Genomic DNA, 18,174 nt, shown 5'->3' with positions numbered 1-18,174 from the left:
ATAAGCTGCTCGCCTGACTGCCGGTCCGGCGTAAAACCGGACCGGGACTATCGTCATTTCATCGTCGGGATCATGAAGGCATCGGACAGCGACGATCCCGAAGCGGCGCCCGATGCGTTCGGCCAGCGCTGCGTCACGGTCTTCACCTTCGTCCAGAAACGCACGCCCTCTTCGCCATGCTGGTTATGGTCGCCAAAGCCCGAACGCTTCCAGCCGCCAAAGCTGTGATAGGCGACCGGCACCGGGATCGGCACGTTGATGCCAACCATGCCGACATTCACCCGCGCGGCAAACTCCCGTGCGGCGTGACCATTGCGCGTGAAGATGGCAACGCCATTGCCATATTGATGCTGGGACGGCAAAGCCAGCGCGCCTTCAAAGCTGTCGGCCCGCACCATCTGCAACACGGGTCCGAAAATCTCTTCTCGATAAGCACTCATGTCCGGCGTCACATGGTCGAACAGGGTCGGGCCGACGAAAAAGCCATCCTCATGCCCCTGAAGCGAGAAGCCGCGCCCATCGACGACCAACTCCGCGCCCTCATCCACACCGGTCTGAATCCACTGTTCGATGCGCGCCTTGTGCTGCGCGGTCACCACAGGACCATAATGCGCCTCCGCGTCGGTGGAGACGCCCACGCGCAGGGCCTCTATGGCGGGGACCAGCTTTGCCTTCAGTCGCTCGGCTGTGTCCTGTCCAACCGGAACCACGACCGGCAAAGCCATGCAGCGTTCGCCCGCCGACCCAAAGGCCGCTCCGCAAAGATCAGCGACCGTCTGGTCGAGATCGGCGTCGGGCATGACGATGCCGTGGTTCTTGGCGCCGCCCATGGCCTGCACCCGCTTGCCGTTGTCGACCCCGCGCCGGTAGACATAATGGGCGATGTCGGAGGAGCCGACAAAGCTGACCGCGCTGATCGCCGGGTGATCAAGAATGGCATCCACCATTTCCTTGTCGCCGTGAACGACCTGGAAAATGCCCGCAGGCAGCCCGGCCTCCATGAAAAGTTCCGCCAGGCGGACCGGAACGGACGGATCGCGTTCCGAGGGCTTCAGGATGAAGGCATTGCCGCAGGCCATTGCGACCGCGCTCATCCACAGCGGTATCATCGCCGGAAAGTTGAAGGGGGTGATCCCTGCGCCGATGCCGATCGGCTGGCGCATCGAATAGACATCGATGCCGGGACCTGCGCCCTGCGTATATTCGCCCTTCAGCACATGGGGAATGCCGCAGGCGAACTCCACGACATCCAGACCGCGCTGAATGTCACCCTTGGCATCAGCGACCACCTTGCCATGCTCGGAGGCCAGCAGGCGCGCGAGATCATCCATATCGCGTTCGACCAGCCGCTTGAATTCGAACATGACGCGGGCTCGGCGTTGCGGATTGACCGCCGCCCATGCAGGCTGCGCCGCTTGAGCGGCATCGACCGCTTGCTGCAATTCGCTGGCCGTGCCCAGCGCCACGCGCGCCTGCACCCGGCCGCTGTTCGGATCGAACACATCGCTGGTACGGGAGGCGACGGCAGTCACCGCACGCCCGCCGATGAAATGGGGGATGTTTCGAGTCTCGGCTTCTACAGTCATGATCAAATCTTCCTCATCTTGCACAACGCCGTCTCGCGCGCCAAAGGAGACGCTTCCCCGCCCCTTCCAGGCGCCCAGCCGCCGCCATGGGTAAAGTGCAGGTCTCCATGGCGGGGCTGGACAGGCGATAGACGTCGAAATTTCCGGTTCACATTCGCCCGGCATGCGGACGAACTCACTTACTCATTCTCCCTTGTCAGTTCCGGGCGATGCGCCACGCGCGATCCAGTCATGGGCCGGATCGTTGGCGAACACCCAGTCGCGACGCGGCCCAGCCATGACGTTCAAATAATAAAGGTCGTAGCCGTGCGGCGCGCCGACGGGATGGTAGCCGCGCGGCACCTGCACCACGTCGCCATCCTCCACAGCCATGGTCTCGTCTATCGAGCGGTCGTCCGTATAGACACGCTGGAAGGCAAAGCCCTGCGGCGGTGACAGACGATGATAGTAGGTTTCCTCAAGGAAGGTTTCCTGCGGCCATGCGTCGCGGTCATGCTTGTGCGGCGGATAGCTGGACCAATGCCCGCCCGGGGTGATGACTTCCACAACCAAGAGGCTTTCCGCGTCGCCTGCGTCATCCAGTATGTTGCGCACAAAACGCTGGTTCGTGCCCTGCCCTCTCGTTTCCAACCGCACATCTTCCGGAGCGATGACGCGCGGACGACGGTTGCCACCGCCTGGCGCGGTGCAGATCGCGACTTCAGCGTTTCCCGCCGCCTTGATGCTGTAGGAGGTGCCTGCCGGTACGTAGACCGATGTTGCCGGTCCTTCGAACACATCGGTCCGCCCACCCATCTGGTCGAAACGCACTTCGCCAGCGGTCACATCGACGGTGCCGGACAGGACGACCAGACATGCTTCCCGCCCTTCTTCACCGCCGTCATGCACTTGCCCAGCGGCCAGACGGACGACCTTGAAGCCGACATAGCGCCACCCCGCGCTCTCGGGCGTGATGTCGAGCACCACGCCCTGTGGATCGGGCTCATGGCTGCGAACCTTGAGGCTCATGCCGCCAGCCCCACTTCAGCCGCGATATTTTGCAGCGTACGCAGGCCAAGCTGCTGATAGGTGTAGGGATTGGCCAGAGCGGGATCCTGTTCCGCCTCAATGACGATCCATCCGTCATAACTGACGCTAGCGAGGGCGCCCAGGAACGGCTCATAGTCATAGATGCCGTCGCCCGGCGCCGTGAACATTCCGCTGACCACGCCATCAAGGAAGCTCGCCCCGCCAGCCCGCGCGCGGTTATAGCGGTTCCGCCGCACATCCTTGCAATGAACATGGTTTACCCGTTCGGGACGTTCACTGATCACCTTTAGCGGATCGATGCCGCCGCAAAGCGAATGGCCCGTGTCGAGCGTCAGGCCGACATGATCACCAGTCACCTCGAAAAAGCGCTGCAATTCATCACCGGTCTCCACCACCGTACCCAGATGATGATGGTAGGCAAAGCGCAGCCCGCGCCCATTCACATAAGCGGCCACAGCGTTCAGTCGCGAGCCGAATTGCTCCCATGCCTCATCGTCGATCTGGGGATGAGCATCGAGCGGCCGGGACCGGTCGCAATGTATCGCGTTCGATGTTTCGGCAGCGATGAAGACTTGAGAACCCATTGCTTCCAGCAGGGCGAGGTGGTCGGCCATCGCCTCGATCTCGGCGTCGGCATCCCGGATCAATAGATTGGTGGAATACCAGCCGCCTATGATGTCCAGCCCGTGCGAGACCATGATAGGCTGAAGGGTGGCGGCATCACGCGGGAACTTGCAGCCAAGTTCCACCCCCTCGAAACCGATCTGCCGTACTTCGTTCAGCAGCGTGTCCAGCGTGATGTCGCCCCCAAGCTCGGGCATGTCGTCATTTGCCCAGGCGATCGGGCTTACGCCCCAGCGTATCGTCATGGCTTTTGCCTCTTCTTCATATCTTCATAACGGGCGCGCGCTGCCGAAACTTCCGCGCGCGATGACACCTGCGGCACCGCGACGTCCCACCAGTGCCCACCGGACTGCGTGGTCACAGCAGGGTCGGTTTCCAGCACGATCACATAGCTGCTTCGCGACGCGGCGGCGCGGCCGAGCGCCTCTTCCAGGGCGGCGATGCCGGACACCTTTTCCGCCTGCGCGCCAAGACCGCGGGCATGGCCCGCGAAATCGATCGGAGGCAGCACCTCCTGCCGCGAATCCGCGAGCAGATTGTTGAACGGTCTGCCGCCAGTCGCCTGCTGCAAGCGATTGATGCAGCCGTAACCGCCGTTGTCGAGCAGCACGACGGTGATCTTCATTCCCAGCATGACCGAAGTCGCCAGTTCGGAATTCAGCATCAGATAGCTGCCGTCGCCCACGAGCACGAAGACTTCGCGGCTCGGATCGGCCATCTTGACGCCCAGGCCGCCTGCAATCTCATAGCCCATGCAGGAAAAGCCATATTCAACATGATAGCCGCCCGGCCTGCGAACGGGCCACAGCTTGTGCAGTTCGCCAGGCAGGCCCCCGGCGGCGCAGACCACCACCGCATCCTCCGGCGCGTTGCGTGACACCGCGCCGATCACCTGCGCGTCAGAAGGCAGAGCGTCCGATGATGCCATCGCAGCATTCGCCGCATGGCTCCATTCAGCCCGCGCGGTCTCGTTCGCTTCCTCCCACGCCTGCGGCACACGCCATTTGTCGAGCGATAGGGCCAGCTCTTCTATCACTTCCCGCGCATCGCCCACGACGCTGTGAGCCCCATGCTTGTGCGCATCATTGGGAGCGACGTTGACCTGGAACAGCTGTGCCGGAAGCAACGTGCGCGATCCGGTGGTGAAATCCTGCAAACGTGTGCCCAGGCCAATCACGAGATCAGCCTCCCGCGCCGCTCGATTGGCAGCGCTGGTGCCAGTCACGCCGATAGATCCCAGCGCCTGAGCATGGCTGGCTACCAGACTGCCCTTCCCCGCCTGTGTCTCCGCCACCGGGATGCCGGTGGCTTCCGCAAGTGCCGCAAGCGCCTCTTCAGCCCGTGAATAAAGAACGCCGCCGCCAGCGACGATCAGTGGCCGCTCCGCCGCGCGGATTGCCTGCACCAGCGCACTGAACTCGCCCACGTCCGGATGAGGACGCCGCTGCCGCCACAAGCGGGGTTCGAGGAAGCTGACCGGACAGTCGAACGCCTCCGCCTGCACATCCTGGCATAGTGACAGCGTGACGGGACCGCACCGCGCCGGGTCCATCATCACCGCCATTGCGCGCGGCGCCGCGTCCAGAATCTGCTCCGGCCGGGTAATACGGTCGAAATAGCGGCTGACCGGGCGGAAGCAGTCGCTTGCGCTCACCGTCCCGTCGCCGAAATCCTCTATCTGCTGAAGCACCGGATCAGGCAGGCGGCTGGCATAGACGTCTCCGGGCAGGAACAGCACAGGCAAGCGGTTCACATGCGCGAGTGCGGCGGCGGTTACCATGTTGGTAGCGCCCGGCCCGATCGACGTCGTGCACGCCATCGCGCGCTGGCGGCGATTGGCCTTGGCAAAGGCGATGGCGGCATGAGCCATCCCCTGCTCATTATGCGCTCGATAGGTGGGCAACGCATCGCCGATGTCCGCCAACGCCTCTCCCACACCGGCCACATTGCCGTGGCCGAAGATCGCCCAGACCCCTGCAAAGAATGGCTGTTCCGCGCCGTCAATCTCGACACGCTGCGCCGCCATCCATCGGACCAGCGCCTGCGCCATCGTCAACCTGATGGTTTCTCCGCTCATGATACCGGATCCTGCCTTGCATCGCGCCATGCGCGCGCCAGCACGCTGAAGCTTGCCGCCATCTGGGCAATGGCGGCGGCGTCGTCGATTTCACCCTTGAACCAGCGCATTGCAGGCTCCACCCAGATGGTGCGGCCAACGGCGAAGCCCTTGACCAGTGGATTGCCAACCGCTGCCGAGAAGCTGGCCAGCAGCGACTCTTCATCCGACGCCAGCCCCAGCAGCAATATGCCACGGCAGTAGGGATCGCGCGCTGCGATGACCTGTTCGATGGCTGTCCAGGTGGCAGGATCGACGGCAGGCTCCAGCTTCCACCAGTCCGGATAAACACCCAGGGCGTAAATATGTTCGATCACGCGGGCCACGGTGTCGGGCTCAACCGGACCGTTCTTCGAAGCGATTACCTCCAGCAACAGCTCGTGGCGCGTTGCCCGGCACGCTTCAAACAGGCTCAATATCTGCCGGTCCTGTTCGGCACGCAGCTCAGCCGGGTCATCGGGATGGTAGAAGACCAGACACTTGACGACATGGTCGAGCGGCCAGTCGGCCAAAATCGTTGCGGCTTCACGCCCGCCTTCAAAACGGAGCGGCCGCGAGCCGGGCAGTTCGATCGGTCGGCCGATCCAGTAGCCCCCGCCAGCGGCGCTCTCCAGCGCGGAACGGCCATAACGCCCGTCAGCGAGCAGGCCAAAGCCGTCTTCGTTCTCCGCAACCTGCGCCATGGCGCGCAATGCCAGTTCCTTGAAATCAGTAACACGATCCAGATTGTTGGTGCCCAGTTCTTCGACCAGCTCGTCAAATTGAGCGCGATGGTCGATCGCGAGCACCGTCAGCTTATCGTAACCGGTCAGGCGGTTAGTCGCCCAATGGACATGTTCCAGCGCCGCGCTGTCGCGCAACCGTCGAGGCCAGTCGTTGCGTGACAAGAACACCCGCAGCTCCTCAGCGCTCGGCTGAGCGGGGGCGCAGCCATGACGGGACACCACGATAGCGCCGCAAGCATTGCCGTAGGTGCAGCACTGCTCGATGCTCTCGTCGCGCAGCCAGCCGCGCAGGAAGCCGGCCATGAACGCGTCCCCCGCTCCAAGGACATTGAAAACCTCGATGGGAAAGCCCTTGCCGACAATTCCCTGGTCCAATTGATCAGGGATCGCCGCAGGGAAGGCGACGCATCCATCCGGACCACGCTTGCACACCAGCAGCGCGCCGCTGTACTCGCGGATTTTGCGCAGTGCCGCGACCGTGTCGGTCATGCCGCCAAGGATGTGGATCTCCTCTTCCGTACCGACGATCAAATCGCAGAGCGGCAGGACGTGCTGAAGCTCCTGCGTGACCTGCTCGCTGGAGACGAAACGATCCTCGCCATTATCCTTCGACGCCAGCCCCCATAGTACCGGGCGGTAGTCGACATCGAATATAACGCGGCCGCCAGCCGCCTTGATGGCATGCACAGCCTTGAGCGTCGCCGCACTAACATTGGGTTGCGACAGATGGGTGCCATTGATCAGCAGCGCGCGGGCAGCTGCCACATAATCAGGATCGATATCGTCTTCACACAGCGCCATGTCGGCGCAATTTTCCCGGTAGAAGATCAGCGGGAAGCTTTCTGGATCGCGAATACCCAGGATGACGAGAGCCGTCAGCCGCTCCGGATCATTGACGACGCCCGTCACGTCGACGCCTTCGGCCTCCAGCTGCTGTCGGATGAAGCGTCCCATATGATCCGAACCGACCCGGGTGATGATCCCGGTATCCAGCCCCAGCCGTGCCGCGCCGATGGCGCTGTTCGTCGGACTGCCGCCCACATATTTGGCGAAGGAGCCCATATCTTCCAGCCGACCGCCGACTTGCTCGCCATAGAGGTCAACGCCTGATCGGCCGAGCGTGATAAGATCGAGCGTACGCGCGCTGTTCGCAGTATCGCTCATTGGTCGGCCCCGCTTTGCGAAGAAGAAAGCGATGTACTCTCCTGTCGCTCCAATCCTTCCAAAACATCGGCGACGATCCGGCGGCTTCGGAACTGAAGTCCGAGCCGTTCGGCATCCGTCAACAGATGAACCATGCATACGAAAACAAAGTCATTCTGTGGATCGGACCAGAACCAGCCGCCTGCCGCACCATCCCAGAAGTAAGTACCACTCCCAAGACGAACATCCGCCTTTTCGGGGTCAGTGACGATTATGCCGTTATAGGCATATTCATAGCCGGGACGCAGCCAGTGGGGAGCGGTGCCAAATCCCCCCGTCAACAGATGATCGGCCGTGTGGCTACGCATCATCAAGGCGGCAGCTTCCCGGCTGATAATCCGGCTGCCGTCCAACTCTCCCTGGCCCAACAGCATGCGGGCGAAGCGAAGATAGTCGGCCGCGGTGGACACAAGGCCGCCCCCGCCCGATGCGAGCAGCGGCTCACCGGCGAAAGGATGGACCAGATCGCGGGGCAAAAGAGCGGAGACATTATCATAATATAGCCGTTCGGACTCGTGATCCGTTTCGACCAAGCCATCGCCCGATAGCGAATAGAGCGTAGCAACGCGGTAACGCTTTTCTTCCGGCACGATGAAGTCGGTATCGACCATCCCCAGCGGTTCTAAAATCCTCTGACGCATGAAATCGCGCAGGTTCATGCCGCTCAGGCGTTCGATGATGACGCCTTGAATGTCCATCGACACACTATATCGCCAGCCAGTGCCGGGATGGAAGGCCAGCGGCACCTGCGCCAACCGTGCGAGATATTGGTCCGCAGTGACGTCGTGAGGAATAACCGGCACTTGCGCCGCTCGGAAAAGCTGGTCGACCGGCTCGTCGGTAAAGCCATAGGTGAACCCGGCCTGATGCGTCATCAGATGTTCCAGCGTCGGCTGGACGGCAGCAGGCACCAGCACCGGGGCCTCAGCGGCCGACCCTGCTTCCAGCACTTGCAGGTCTGCGAGCTCGGGAAGATGTTCCGCGATCAGATCGGAGGGAGACCATTTACCCTCGTCCCACAGGATCATCATCGCGACCGCCGTTATCGGCTTGGTCATCGAATAGATCCTGAAGATACTGTCCTGCTGCATCGCATCACGCGTCGCCACGTCACGCCAGCCCAGAGCTGATTGATGCGCGGGGGCACCCCCTCGCCAGGCCGCCGTTACGGCGCCGCTCAGCAAGCTGCGCTCGATAACGTCTTCGAAGAGACTATCCACCGTCCGCCACGCGGCGGCGGGGGGCGTTCCAGCATTTCCCGCAAATACAGCGCCCGCACCCATCGGCTGCCCCACCATTCCTCTCCTATGGAAATTACATTCCACTTTATATTGGATCAGAACCTTTGGTGCAATAGCTCAAATAGAAGGTTCAGAGCTTTTTGCAGGCTGATCGGCTGCGGAAGGCTCATCCCGCAGCGCGGCCATGCCGATTGCAAGAGACTGGGCGAGACACATGGACGCGGCGAGGGAACGGAAGCCTCGCACCTCTGATTCGCGGACCTGAAGGATCAGATCAGCCTCTTTAGCGATGGGACCAATGACGCTGTCAGTGATGGCAACCACAGGACACTGCCCCTTTGCAGCCTCCACCAGGCTCAGAGTTTCATGGCTGTAGGGCGCGAAACTAATGGCCAGCATCACGTCTCCAGCGCGAAGCCCGCCAACCTGCTGGATTTGTAGTCCGGCGAGGCCATCCACGAGCACGGTTCGCTTTCCCGCTTGCCCCAACATATAGGCGAGGTAGGTGGCAACGGGAAACGAGCGGCGGAAGCCCGCTACGAACACCGTTTCCGCGTAATGAAGCATCTCTATCGCTTCGGACAATTCTCGCGAACCCAGTGCATGGTTCAAATTTTCCAAGGCAAGAATGTTACCCTGAACGAATTCCGACAACAGCTGGCGGGGGCCCTCTGGCTCTCCTGACACAGCATAGCGATGCTGACGGATTCGCTCGGCATAACCGACAGAACGATCCTCGCGCAGCAAACCTTCCCGCACAAGGCGCTGCATCGGGCTGGCACCGGAAAAGCCAAATGCCTGTGCGAAGCGCACGATGGCCGACGGCTGCACGTTGCTACGCTCAGCAATCACCGCCAATGTTTCGAACGCAATATCGTGCGGCTCGTCCAGAATATGCCGGGCGATCCGTTGCAACCGATCGCTCAATTCATCATGGCGTTCCCGGATCGCTTCGAGAAACTCCTCGAAGTCATGCGGCTGTTCTTTACTCTCTGGCATAGATGCCCTTCCACTCAGCTATCAGCATCGGATCGGAAGGATATGTAAGATTCCAACCCTCCCGCCCGCGCCGTGGAATTTACATTCCTTTGCGTAAAAAACAATTCCATGGAGTGGCAGTTGCGACGCTGCAGTTTTGGCATGGCGAAGATAGCCAGTAGTCGCAGCGCTAAAGATTGCGAAATGCGCATCATTTCAATGGAGCGGCTCAAGCTCTCACGACCCGAAGGCAATCAGCCGCTGGACGAAGCATGTGGCGGGTCCGCCGTTGCGGTTCCCCTCCTTCTGCGTTGCACTCGTAATTCGTGCCAAACATATCCTTCGATCTGCACGTTTGACGAAGGATGTTTGGCTCGATAGAGATGTAACCTTGGGCATGCCGTGCAACACGTCAGACCCAAGGCCATCTACACCAAGATCAATTAGATGATTTTCCGTCTTTAGAAGGTCAAATCCAAGGCAACACCGAGTTGGCGAAAGCCATTATACGTCAAATTCTGAATATGATCGGTCGGGAAGAACGGATGCCCCTGGATCGTTGATACAAAACGCTCATCCGTACAGTTTCGGCAAAATGCGCGAAGAGTCCAATTCTTCGACTTCTCAGTCAGCGCGACACCGATGTCGAAGGTTGTATATCCTTTCTGCACCGCATCAGGATCGCCGTTCGACAGAAAATTATAAGACGACTGAGACGTGATTCCCAGGTTGAACGTCGCCGCGAAATCATCACCGAGCGGCTGTTCATAACTGACGTCCATGATCGCCTTCCATTTGGGCGCGTTCGGCAGCCTTCTTCCCGAGGAGTCCGTAACGCCATTCACGCAGTCGGCCTGCCCAAAGTAGCAGGTATCGCCCCTAAACGACACGAACCGAGCGTCCGTGTAGGCCAATCCTCCATTTAGAGTGAGGCCTTTGAAAGGACGGGCGATTACCTGTAGTTCTGCCCCGCGCGTCCGCAACTTTCCTGCGTTCTGAAGAAGAAATGATAGCGTCGTGAAATCGATACTCTGCGCTTGGAAGTTCTTGAATTCAGTTTGATATGCAGACAGGTTAATGGTCAATTTGCGGTCAAAGAGCTGCGCTTTAGAACCGATTTCAAAATGGGTCGGAATTTCAGGACGGACATAAGATAGCGAATATTGCGCATATCCCGGACCTTTATAACCGCGCGCCGCAGTGCCATATATCATCCAGTCAGGATTAAAGTTGTACTCAAGCGTTGTTCGCCATGAGAAATTGGTCTCGCTCCGGTCTTGCTCACTCACTGGCGACACTCCGAGAAGGCTTACAGCGCCGCCTCCTGCCGTGGTCTCATATTGCATATTGATGGTATCATGTGTCAGCCGCGCGCCTGCCGTCAATCGCAACTTATCGGTAAAACGGTAGCTGGCTTGGCCGTAAGCGGCATAGCTCCCCAGAAGCTGGCGCCAATAGCTATCCGTCCCAAGGAAAGTCGTGAAGCCTGGAGGCACCGCCTGGCCGAGCGTGGCCGACAAATCAGCATTCTGCTGCACCCGCGCTCTGAGCAAGAACAGTCCCATCTGGTAATCGAACTTGCCTCCTGCCGGAGAGGTCAACCTCAGCTCGTTCGAAAACTGCTTGATCGCCAGACGTTCGCCATAGAATTGCACGAGTGGCAGCGGACTGTAGTCCGGATCAAAAGCTTGAGAGGTCTTGAACCCACGGTAGGCGGTAATGTTTGTCAACCTCAAACCGCTATCGAGTTCATAGGACGCTTTAATCTGCGCTCCGCCGACCTTCAGGTTATAATATGTGGGGCCATCATAGGCGCTCTTTGAATTGCCGTAGCCAGGTTCCACCCCCAGCGGCGGCAGGACTGTTGCGACAGGACTGGTCGGATCCACTTCTCGGAAGCTCGCGACGCCCCCGCCCGAACCGCGGGATTCCATATAGTCACCGGAAACCAAAATAGATAGCTTATCGGTCGGCTCCCAGAGAAGCTTGCCGGAGCCACCGATCTGACGAAGACCGCCTTCAAAATCCGGGTTCGGAACAACATTCTTCTGCAACGCGGAATTCTTGACATAGGAAATATTGATCCGAGCCGCCGCATCTTCGGAGAGGGAGGCGTTCACAATTCCCTGAGCTCTGAACAATGACGTATCGTTCGCATTGTTAAGCTGACCATATTCCGAGAAAAGGCGGAAAGAGTTGCTGCCGATCTCTGGGTCGTTTGTCCGGATATTTACGAGCCCTGCCGAGGCATTCTTGCCGAACAAAAATCCTTGCGGCCCATTGAGCACTTCGATCGCGGCCAAATCTGTAAAGTTGATGACCCCAAGCTCAGATCTTATCAAGGTGACATCATCGACCACCACGGCAACGGTCGGCTCCATGGACCGCTGGAAGCTCGATGTCCCAACGCCGCGGATCGAGAAATTCGTTCCCTGGGCATTTGCCGCATTATTCTGAGTTACCAAGCTTGGCGTGAGTCGAGCCAAGTCTTCTGGATTTTGGACCCCTCGTTCGCGCAAGGTTTCACCCTTGATGGCCGTAACCGAAATCGGCACGTCCTGAAGCCTCTCTTCCCGCCGATTGGCGGTGACAATGATGTCGCTGGTATTCGCAGCCGAAGGCACGCCGCCGCGCGCCGTCGAAGACGACACCTCAGCTTCACCCTGCAGCCGCGCCTGATCGGGTGTCGATTGGGCAAAAACCAACCCAGGAACCAACGTCCAAGTGGCCGCAGCGCACCGCAGCATAAATCGCCTATGCATAACATCTCCCCACAAATAATTTATGGCTGTAAAATGCAATGGAATTTATGTTCTGTCAACTCTAAATATGAAATTATTCAACTCTGCTGTCGCCGCCACGATCGGAGCTTGCCTCATCTCCGCACGACGGCGCCGCGTGGTGAAAGCGAGACGCCGCCAGCCATATGTCAACGGGGGTTATTCCCTGAACGATCTCCCGACAATATCTCGGGTGAATTAGTCATTATAAGTTGGCGGGTGCGGACCAGAGACCGGTCGGACTGCACCGCCGACCGCCCCCCCACACTTCGATAAGAACGCTCTATCGTTTTATGCACGGGGCTGAAGAACGGGCAGTATGGCCCATCGCCCGCTATACCACCGCGACCACAAAGAAATAATAATATCACTTGACTATATTTCGAACATATATTCTATCCATATCATCAGCTGTGCTCGATAGGAGAGACGTGATGCAGCATTGGCCATATGGTCCGAAGAAACCCCTTTTTGAGCGAGGGTTTCAAGGCGAGAAGAACTTGCCCCACCGTGGCGGCCCAAACGGTGCCGGAGTTGGGGATCGCTCCGATTGCGTCACTGTATGACTGAAATGGTTCAGGCCCTGCGATCCACAAGCTCGCGGAGTGATGTTCGGCGCACATCCTTTGTCCTTTTCCTGGGCATGGTGGGAATGATCGCCAGCTTCCAGGGAATGTACAACATCCTGTTACCAGCGGCGATCGAGCGCTTCGATCCTGCCGGGAAGGTTCAGGACCTCGCCATCCTAACAACATCCGCTGCAATCGTTACTATAGTCGGGCTGATTATCGGCGGCATCATTTCCGATAGGACGCGCAGTCGATGGGGGCGCCGAACGCCTACTATTTTCTTTGCGGCGATCGGGTCAATTGGCTTGATGATCGCATTGGGCTTGGCACGATCTGTCTCAGCTTTGATGATCCTCATGCCCAGTGTCTGGTTCACATTGAGTCTTTATCAGGCGGCATTGATGGCAATGCTTCCAGATCGGATACCTCCTGAACATCGTGGCCTTGCCTCGGCGGCCATCGCTGCGGGAACACCCATTGGCATCCTTGTGGGCACAAATGCAGCCGCTGCTGCAACGTCGTCCTTAGGTGGTTATCTCGTCCTGTCATGTCTACTGGCCGCGACAACATGTATCATGTTCATTGTAGCCCCGGAAAGTTCGTCTTTAGAAAACGAGAGCAGAACGGCACAGCTGACAGTAAACCAGCATCGCGGATCTCTATTCGCCGGCTTTAAAAGCCGCAATTTTACGCTCACCTTTGTTTCGCGTTTCCTGCTCTTTGTCTCTTATTTTGCGGTCACGGGATACCTGTTCTATCTTGTTCAGGACTATATTGGGACGTCCGGTTTACCGGGGCAGAGTGCGGCAACGGCGGTCACAATTTTGCTTAGTATCATGACGGCGGCATGGTTATTGGTGACGCCATTTACGGGCTATCTAGCGGACAGGGTAAATCACACCCCCTTGATTGTCGGCGCCTCGTCGATCGGCATGGGTATCGCCATCTTTGCCCCATCCATTTCTGCAACCTGGTTCGCAATGATAATTTTTGCTGTCGGCATGGGGGCGTGTTTCGGGATCTACTTCGCCATTGATTTGAAACTTATGTCGATGGTGCTGCCTTCAGAAGAAGCGGCTGGCCGCGACCTCGGGGTTCTTTCAGTCGCAACGTCAGCTCCCCAAGTCCTGACCCCTGCGGTGGCCGGATGGAGCGTTGCTGTGGGAGGCTATCAGCTGCTTTTCGCATCAGGAGCAGCATTGGCCATCCTGGGCGGGCTAACCGCGTTTTTCATCCGCGTCCGGGAATCACAAAATGTCCATGGTGGCCGCTAGAGAAACGGCACTTGGGCCCAACCACTGCTCTGATAAACTGCGCCCGAACGGGCTAGCGCTGTTGATTCACCTGATGACCTACCGGCTCCCTCTTTCTCCACCTGTGGCCGCCCCCTTAGCAAGAGGCGGTAGGCATCCGCTTCATATTCGGGACCGAGGTTCAGCCCGGACAATAGATGGCTGACGGTCGTCCGCCGGGAAGCCGCTAAAAATGATCCAACGATCTCCCGCCGCCCAGTCCAGCATCAGAAGCGGTTGGCCATGTTTTCCAGCCACTCCTGCCGCCCGGACTTGGGCGTGGGCGCCAGATTGCGCGATACCGCAAGGTCGGCGATGGAGGCGAGCGTCGCCTCCTGCCCGTGAACCGCCTGTCCCAATTCACCCTGCCAACCGGCATAGCGTTCCGCGCGGAAGGCGTCGACGCGGCCGTCCTCGATAATCGCAGCGGCCTTCACCAGCGCCTGCGCGACCGTGTCCATGCCACCAATATGGCCGTGGAACAGGTCTACAGCATCGATGCTCTGGCGGCGCACCTTGGCGTCGAAGTTGAAACCGCCCGTCGTGAAACCGCCTGCCCGGATGATCTCCAGCATGGCGAGCGTCAGTTCCTCCACGGAGTTGGGGAACTGGTCGGTATCCCAGCCATTCTGGTGATCGCCCCGATTGGCGTCGATCGACCCGAAGATGCCCAGCGCACGGGCCATCGCGATCTCATGTTCGAACGTGTGGCCCGACAGCGTGGCGTGGTTCGCCTCGATATTGACGCGGACTTCATCTTCCAGGTCGAAGCGCTTCAGGAAGCCGAATACAGTCTGAGTATCGAAATCATATTGATGCTTGGTCGGCTCATGCGGCTTGGGCTCGATCAAGATCGTGCCCTTGAAGCCGATCCGGTGCTTGTGATCGACGACCAGGCTCAGGAAGCGGCCGAAATTCTCCTGCTCCGTGCCTATTTCGGTGTTGAGGATCGTGTCGTACCCCTCGCGGCCACCCCACAGCACATAGTTGGCGCCGCCAAGACGATGCGTGGCTTCCAGCGCGTCGCGAACCTGGCTCGCGGCCCAGGCATAGACTTCTGGATCGGGATTGGTCGCCGCGCCTGCCATGTAGCGCGGATGGCTAAACAGATTGGCGGTGCCCCAGAGCAGCTTGCGGCCATGTTTTCCCTGGAGCTCCTCCAGATGATCGGCCGCTTCGGCAAAGCTCTTGCGGAAGGCGCCGATCGTGTCGGCATCCGCCATCACATCGACGTCGTGGAAGCTGTAGAAGGGGACGTCCAGCTTTTCGACGAACGCCAACGCAGCCTCGCGCTTGGCACGGGCGGCCGATGCGTCATTGGCACCGGCGTGCCAGGGACGGCGAAAAGTGCCGCCGCCGAACACATCGCTGCCTGGCCAGCAGAATGTGTGCCAGAAGCAGACGGCAAAGCGCAGATGATCCTCCATCCGCTTGCCCAGGATCATGCGATCCTTGTCATACCAGCGATAGGCAAGGTCGCTGCTGCTGTCGGGCCCCTCATAACGGATCGTCGAAAATTCGGCAAAATAGTCGGCGGACATGGGTGTTCCTTTCAGAGTGACTTGAGCGCGGCATAGGCAGCGCGAAAACGGGAGAGCCGAGGGACAAGACGTTCGGTGAGCGCCGGATCGGGCTCGATGGCGTGGGAGACTGGCGGACGGGTGCAGGCTTGAGCAGCGCTGGCGCCGGTCACCGCCATCATGCCGAGCTTGGCCGCGCCGAGCGCGGGACCGACCTCTCCGCCTTCCAGATAGGCGAGCCGCACGTTGAGCGCGGCGGCAAGGATCGTGCCCCAATAGCGCGAGCGCGCGCCGCCGCCGATGACGGAAAGCTCCTCCACCGTCGTGCCCGCCTCGCGCAGCACCGCCATGCCATCCGCATGGGCGAAGGCGACACCCTCCAGCACGGCGGCGGCGATGCGGCCGGGATCGGTTTCATTGTCCATGCCGAGCAGCGCAGCCCGAATATGCGCGTCATTATGCGGCGTCCGCTCACCCGAGAGATAGGGCAGAAACAGTTCCGGCACGCTCGCTGCGCCCGCTGCTTCGGCAAGCGCGAAGAAGGCGCCCGGTCCATTGGTTCCTGTCGCGCGCACGCCCCAGTCGATGCAGGAGGCGGCGGACAGATGGACGCTCATCTGGTGCCACATGCCGGGCAAGGCATGGCAGAAGGCGTGGACGGCACGGTCGGGATTGGGGCGAAACTCGGCGGTCGCAACAAAGATCACGCCGGACGTGCCGAGCGAGAGCAGTGCATCGCCGTCCTTGATGACGCCGACGCCCACTGCGCCCGCCGCATTGTCGCCGCCGCCCGCTGCGACGGGAGCCGGAGCCATGCCCCAGCACTCGGCGACTTCGGCGCGCAGCTTGCCCGTGATGGCGCTCCCCTCGAACAGGCGGGGCATATGGTCGCGCGTCAGGCCGCAAGCGGAAAGCATCGTCTCGCTCCACCCTCGCGCCGCGACGTCTAGCCATAACGTACCGGCGCTGTCCGACAGGTCGGATGCCTTGTCGCCCGTCATGCACAGGCGGACATAGTCCTTGGGCAGGAGTATGCATCGCACCCGCTCGAAAATGTCCGGTTCATGCTTTCGCACCCACAACAGCTTGGGCGCGGTGAAGCCGGGCATTGCAAGGTTGCCGGTGATGGCTCGCGAATCCGGAACGCGCTGTTCCAGTTCCGCGCACTCCGCGAAACTCCGGCCATCGTTCCACAAAATGCCGGGCCGCAACGGTCGATCATCCTCGCCCAGCAGCGTGGCGCCATGCATCTGGCCCGCCAGGCCGACGCCCTGCACGCGCGCGCGCAGATCGGGCGACAGCGCCAGAACCGCTTCTTCCGTCGCGCGCCACCAATCCTCAGGGGCCTGTTCGGACCACAAGCCATGCGGACGCGACACGGTCAGCGGTGCGACACCCTGCCCACACACGCTTCCATCCTCCCCGATGACGACGGCCTTCACGCCGGACGTACCGATATCGATGCCGAGAAACATGCCTGTGCGATCCTTTTCTGAGCATAAGGTAGCGCTACAACTGCTTGAGGGCTGCCTCGCCGCGATCCGTCACACTCACGGACATCCGAAAATCGAAAAGCCCGTAAATTCACAGTCGGGTCGGCGGGTTCGTGCCTCGGAGACTTTCGTACGCCTGTCGGAACACGCTGCGAGGCTAAACTGCGTCCCAACACCGGCGGATCAAGTCATAGCCTTCAGTATAGACTTCTTCCTCGTTGCTGAAGAAGTCCCGCCACACTCGCGTCGCCGCTGCGAGGTCCGACACGCCACGGCCGAACGCCTCGATCGTCAGCCATTCATCATAACCGAGCACCTTAAGCGCAGCGAGTGTCTCCCTGATCTTGGCATGTCCACGTCCCGGCGTGCCACGATCGTTTTCGGAGATGTGAACGTGAGTTAGATTACCCGAGGCGTGGAGCAAATGAAGTGCAGCGATAGGGTCTCTCTCCTCAATATTGGCGTGAAAGGTGTCGTAAAGAATACCGATTCCATCTGCCCCGATCAGCTCGGCATAGGCGATCGCCTGCTCGCACGTGTTGAGGAGGTGCGCCTCGAAGCGGTTCAGCGGCTCGAGCCCTGCAGTAATCCCGGCTTGGCTGAGTAGTGGAAGGATCTGGCGGTGCACTTCAGCGCAACGATCGAGTTCCGCATGACTGGGCTTCTCGCCGGTAAACACGCCAAGTGGCTGGAACCAAGGGCCGGCGAGCACCTTCCCGCCCAGTGCCGCGCTGCAATCGATGACCCGCTTGAGATGATCGACTGCGCCTTGCCGCGCCGACGCATCAGGGGAAATCGGACTATGTGCTTCGTCGGGAATGATCGCGACCATTGTGCGCTCAAGCCCTAGATCGTCGAGCACGCCGCCAAGCCATCGGTAATGCTTTAAGTCGGAGGTGTCGAACACCGGCACTTCGACCCCGTCGAAGCCGGTCTCCTTGAGAGCACGGAGTACCGGTAGGTGCCCTTCGCTCACGTGGCCGGTCCAAAGTAACAGATTCATCCCTATCTTCATCTT

12 protein-coding genes are annotated in these 18,174 nt (G+C 60.0%); 1 reads left to right on the top strand and 11 read right to left on the bottom strand.

Going from position 1 to position 18,174, the window contains the following annotated elements; all coding sequences use genetic code 11:
* Positions 1-53: 53 nt before the first annotated feature.
* From MU848_RS04405 to MU848_RS04370, 8 genes are all read right to left on the bottom strand, one after another.
* Positions 54-1,586 carry a CoA-acylating methylmalonate-semialdehyde dehydrogenase gene (locus MU848_RS04405; protein ID WP_247230445.1) on the bottom strand — a complete coding sequence of 511 codons (1,533 nt, stop codon included), beginning with the start codon at positions 1,584-1,586 and terminating at the stop codon, positions 54-56.
* Between the two features lie 183 nt (positions 1,587-1,769).
* Positions 1,770-2,594, bottom strand: a complete 825-nt coding sequence (iolB, locus tag MU848_RS04400; protein ID WP_247230443.1) for a 5-deoxy-glucuronate isomerase — start codon at positions 2,592-2,594, stop codon at positions 1,770-1,772.
* Entirely contained in the window at positions 2,591-3,484 is an 894-nt protein-coding gene (iolE, locus tag MU848_RS04395) for a myo-inosose-2 dehydratase (RefSeq protein ID WP_247230441.1), read from the bottom strand. Before iolE ends, iolB begins: the two co-directional genes overlap by 4 nt.
* Positions 3,481-5,316 carry a 3D-(3,5/4)-trihydroxycyclohexane-1,2-dione acylhydrolase (decyclizing) gene (gene iolD / locus MU848_RS04390; protein ID WP_247230439.1) on the bottom strand — a complete coding sequence of 612 codons (1,836 nt, stop codon included), beginning with the start codon at positions 5,314-5,316 and terminating at the stop codon, positions 3,481-3,483. Before iolD ends, iolE begins: the two co-directional genes overlap by 4 nt.
* On the bottom strand, positions 5,313-7,244 hold the full coding sequence (locus MU848_RS04385) for a bifunctional 5-dehydro-2-deoxygluconokinase/5-dehydro-2-deoxyphosphogluconate aldolase (protein WP_247230437.1): 1,932 nt from the start codon (positions 7,242-7,244) through the stop codon (positions 5,313-5,315). The genes iolD and MU848_RS04385 overlap by 4 nt, the downstream gene beginning before the upstream one ends.
* Positions 7,241-8,578: a serine hydrolase domain-containing protein gene (locus tag MU848_RS04380; RefSeq protein ID WP_247230436.1), complete on the bottom strand. Its 1,338-nt coding sequence runs from the start codon at positions 8,576-8,578 to the stop codon at positions 7,241-7,243. The genes MU848_RS04385 and MU848_RS04380 overlap by 4 nt, the downstream gene beginning before the upstream one ends.
* Before the next feature lie 63 nt (positions 8,579-8,641).
* On the bottom strand, positions 8,642-9,523 hold the full coding sequence (locus tag MU848_RS04375) for a MurR/RpiR family transcriptional regulator (RefSeq protein ID WP_247230433.1): 882 nt from the start codon (positions 9,521-9,523) through the stop codon (positions 8,642-8,644).
* Between the two features lie 440 nt (positions 9,524-9,963).
* Positions 9,964-12,207, bottom strand: coding sequence for a TonB-dependent receptor (locus tag MU848_RS04370; RefSeq protein WP_247230431.1), 2,244 nt, complete (start codon positions 12,205-12,207; stop codon positions 9,964-9,966).
* Between the two features lie 646 nt (positions 12,208-12,853).
* On the opposite strand from MU848_RS04370, the gene MU848_RS04365 reads away from it, so the two are divergent.
* Entirely contained in the window at positions 12,854-14,125 is a 1,272-nt protein-coding gene (locus tag MU848_RS04365; RefSeq protein ID WP_247230429.1) for an MFS transporter, read from the top strand.
* A gap of 245 nt (positions 14,126-14,370) precedes the next feature.
* Here MU848_RS04365 and xylA read toward each other — a convergent pair whose 3' ends face one another.
* The 3 genes from xylA to MU848_RS04350 form a co-directional block, all read right to left on the bottom strand.
* Positions 14,371-15,684 (bottom strand): xylose isomerase, encoded by a 1,314-nt coding sequence (gene xylA / locus MU848_RS04360; protein ID WP_247230427.1) that lies wholly within the window; start codon positions 15,682-15,684, stop codon positions 14,371-14,373.
* Positions 15,685-15,695: 11 nt separating this feature from the next.
* Positions 15,696-17,138 carry a xylulokinase gene (gene xylB / locus MU848_RS04355; protein WP_247230426.1) on the bottom strand — a complete coding sequence of 481 codons (1,443 nt, stop codon included), beginning with the start codon at positions 17,136-17,138 and terminating at the stop codon, positions 15,696-15,698.
* A 175-nt stretch (positions 17,139-17,313) separates the two neighbouring features.
* On the bottom strand, positions 17,314-18,171 hold the full coding sequence (locus MU848_RS04350) for a sugar phosphate isomerase/epimerase family protein (RefSeq protein ID WP_247230424.1): 858 nt from the start codon (positions 18,169-18,171) through the stop codon (positions 17,314-17,316).
* Positions 18,172-18,174 lie beyond the last annotated feature (3 nt).

Source organism: Sphingobium agri (assembly GCF_023051225.1).
Lineage (GTDB): Bacteria > Pseudomonadota > Alphaproteobacteria > Sphingomonadales > Sphingomonadaceae > Sphingobium > Sphingobium agri.
Note: the sequence above shows the minus strand (reverse complement) of the source record. Positions and strands in the feature narration are given on the sequence as shown.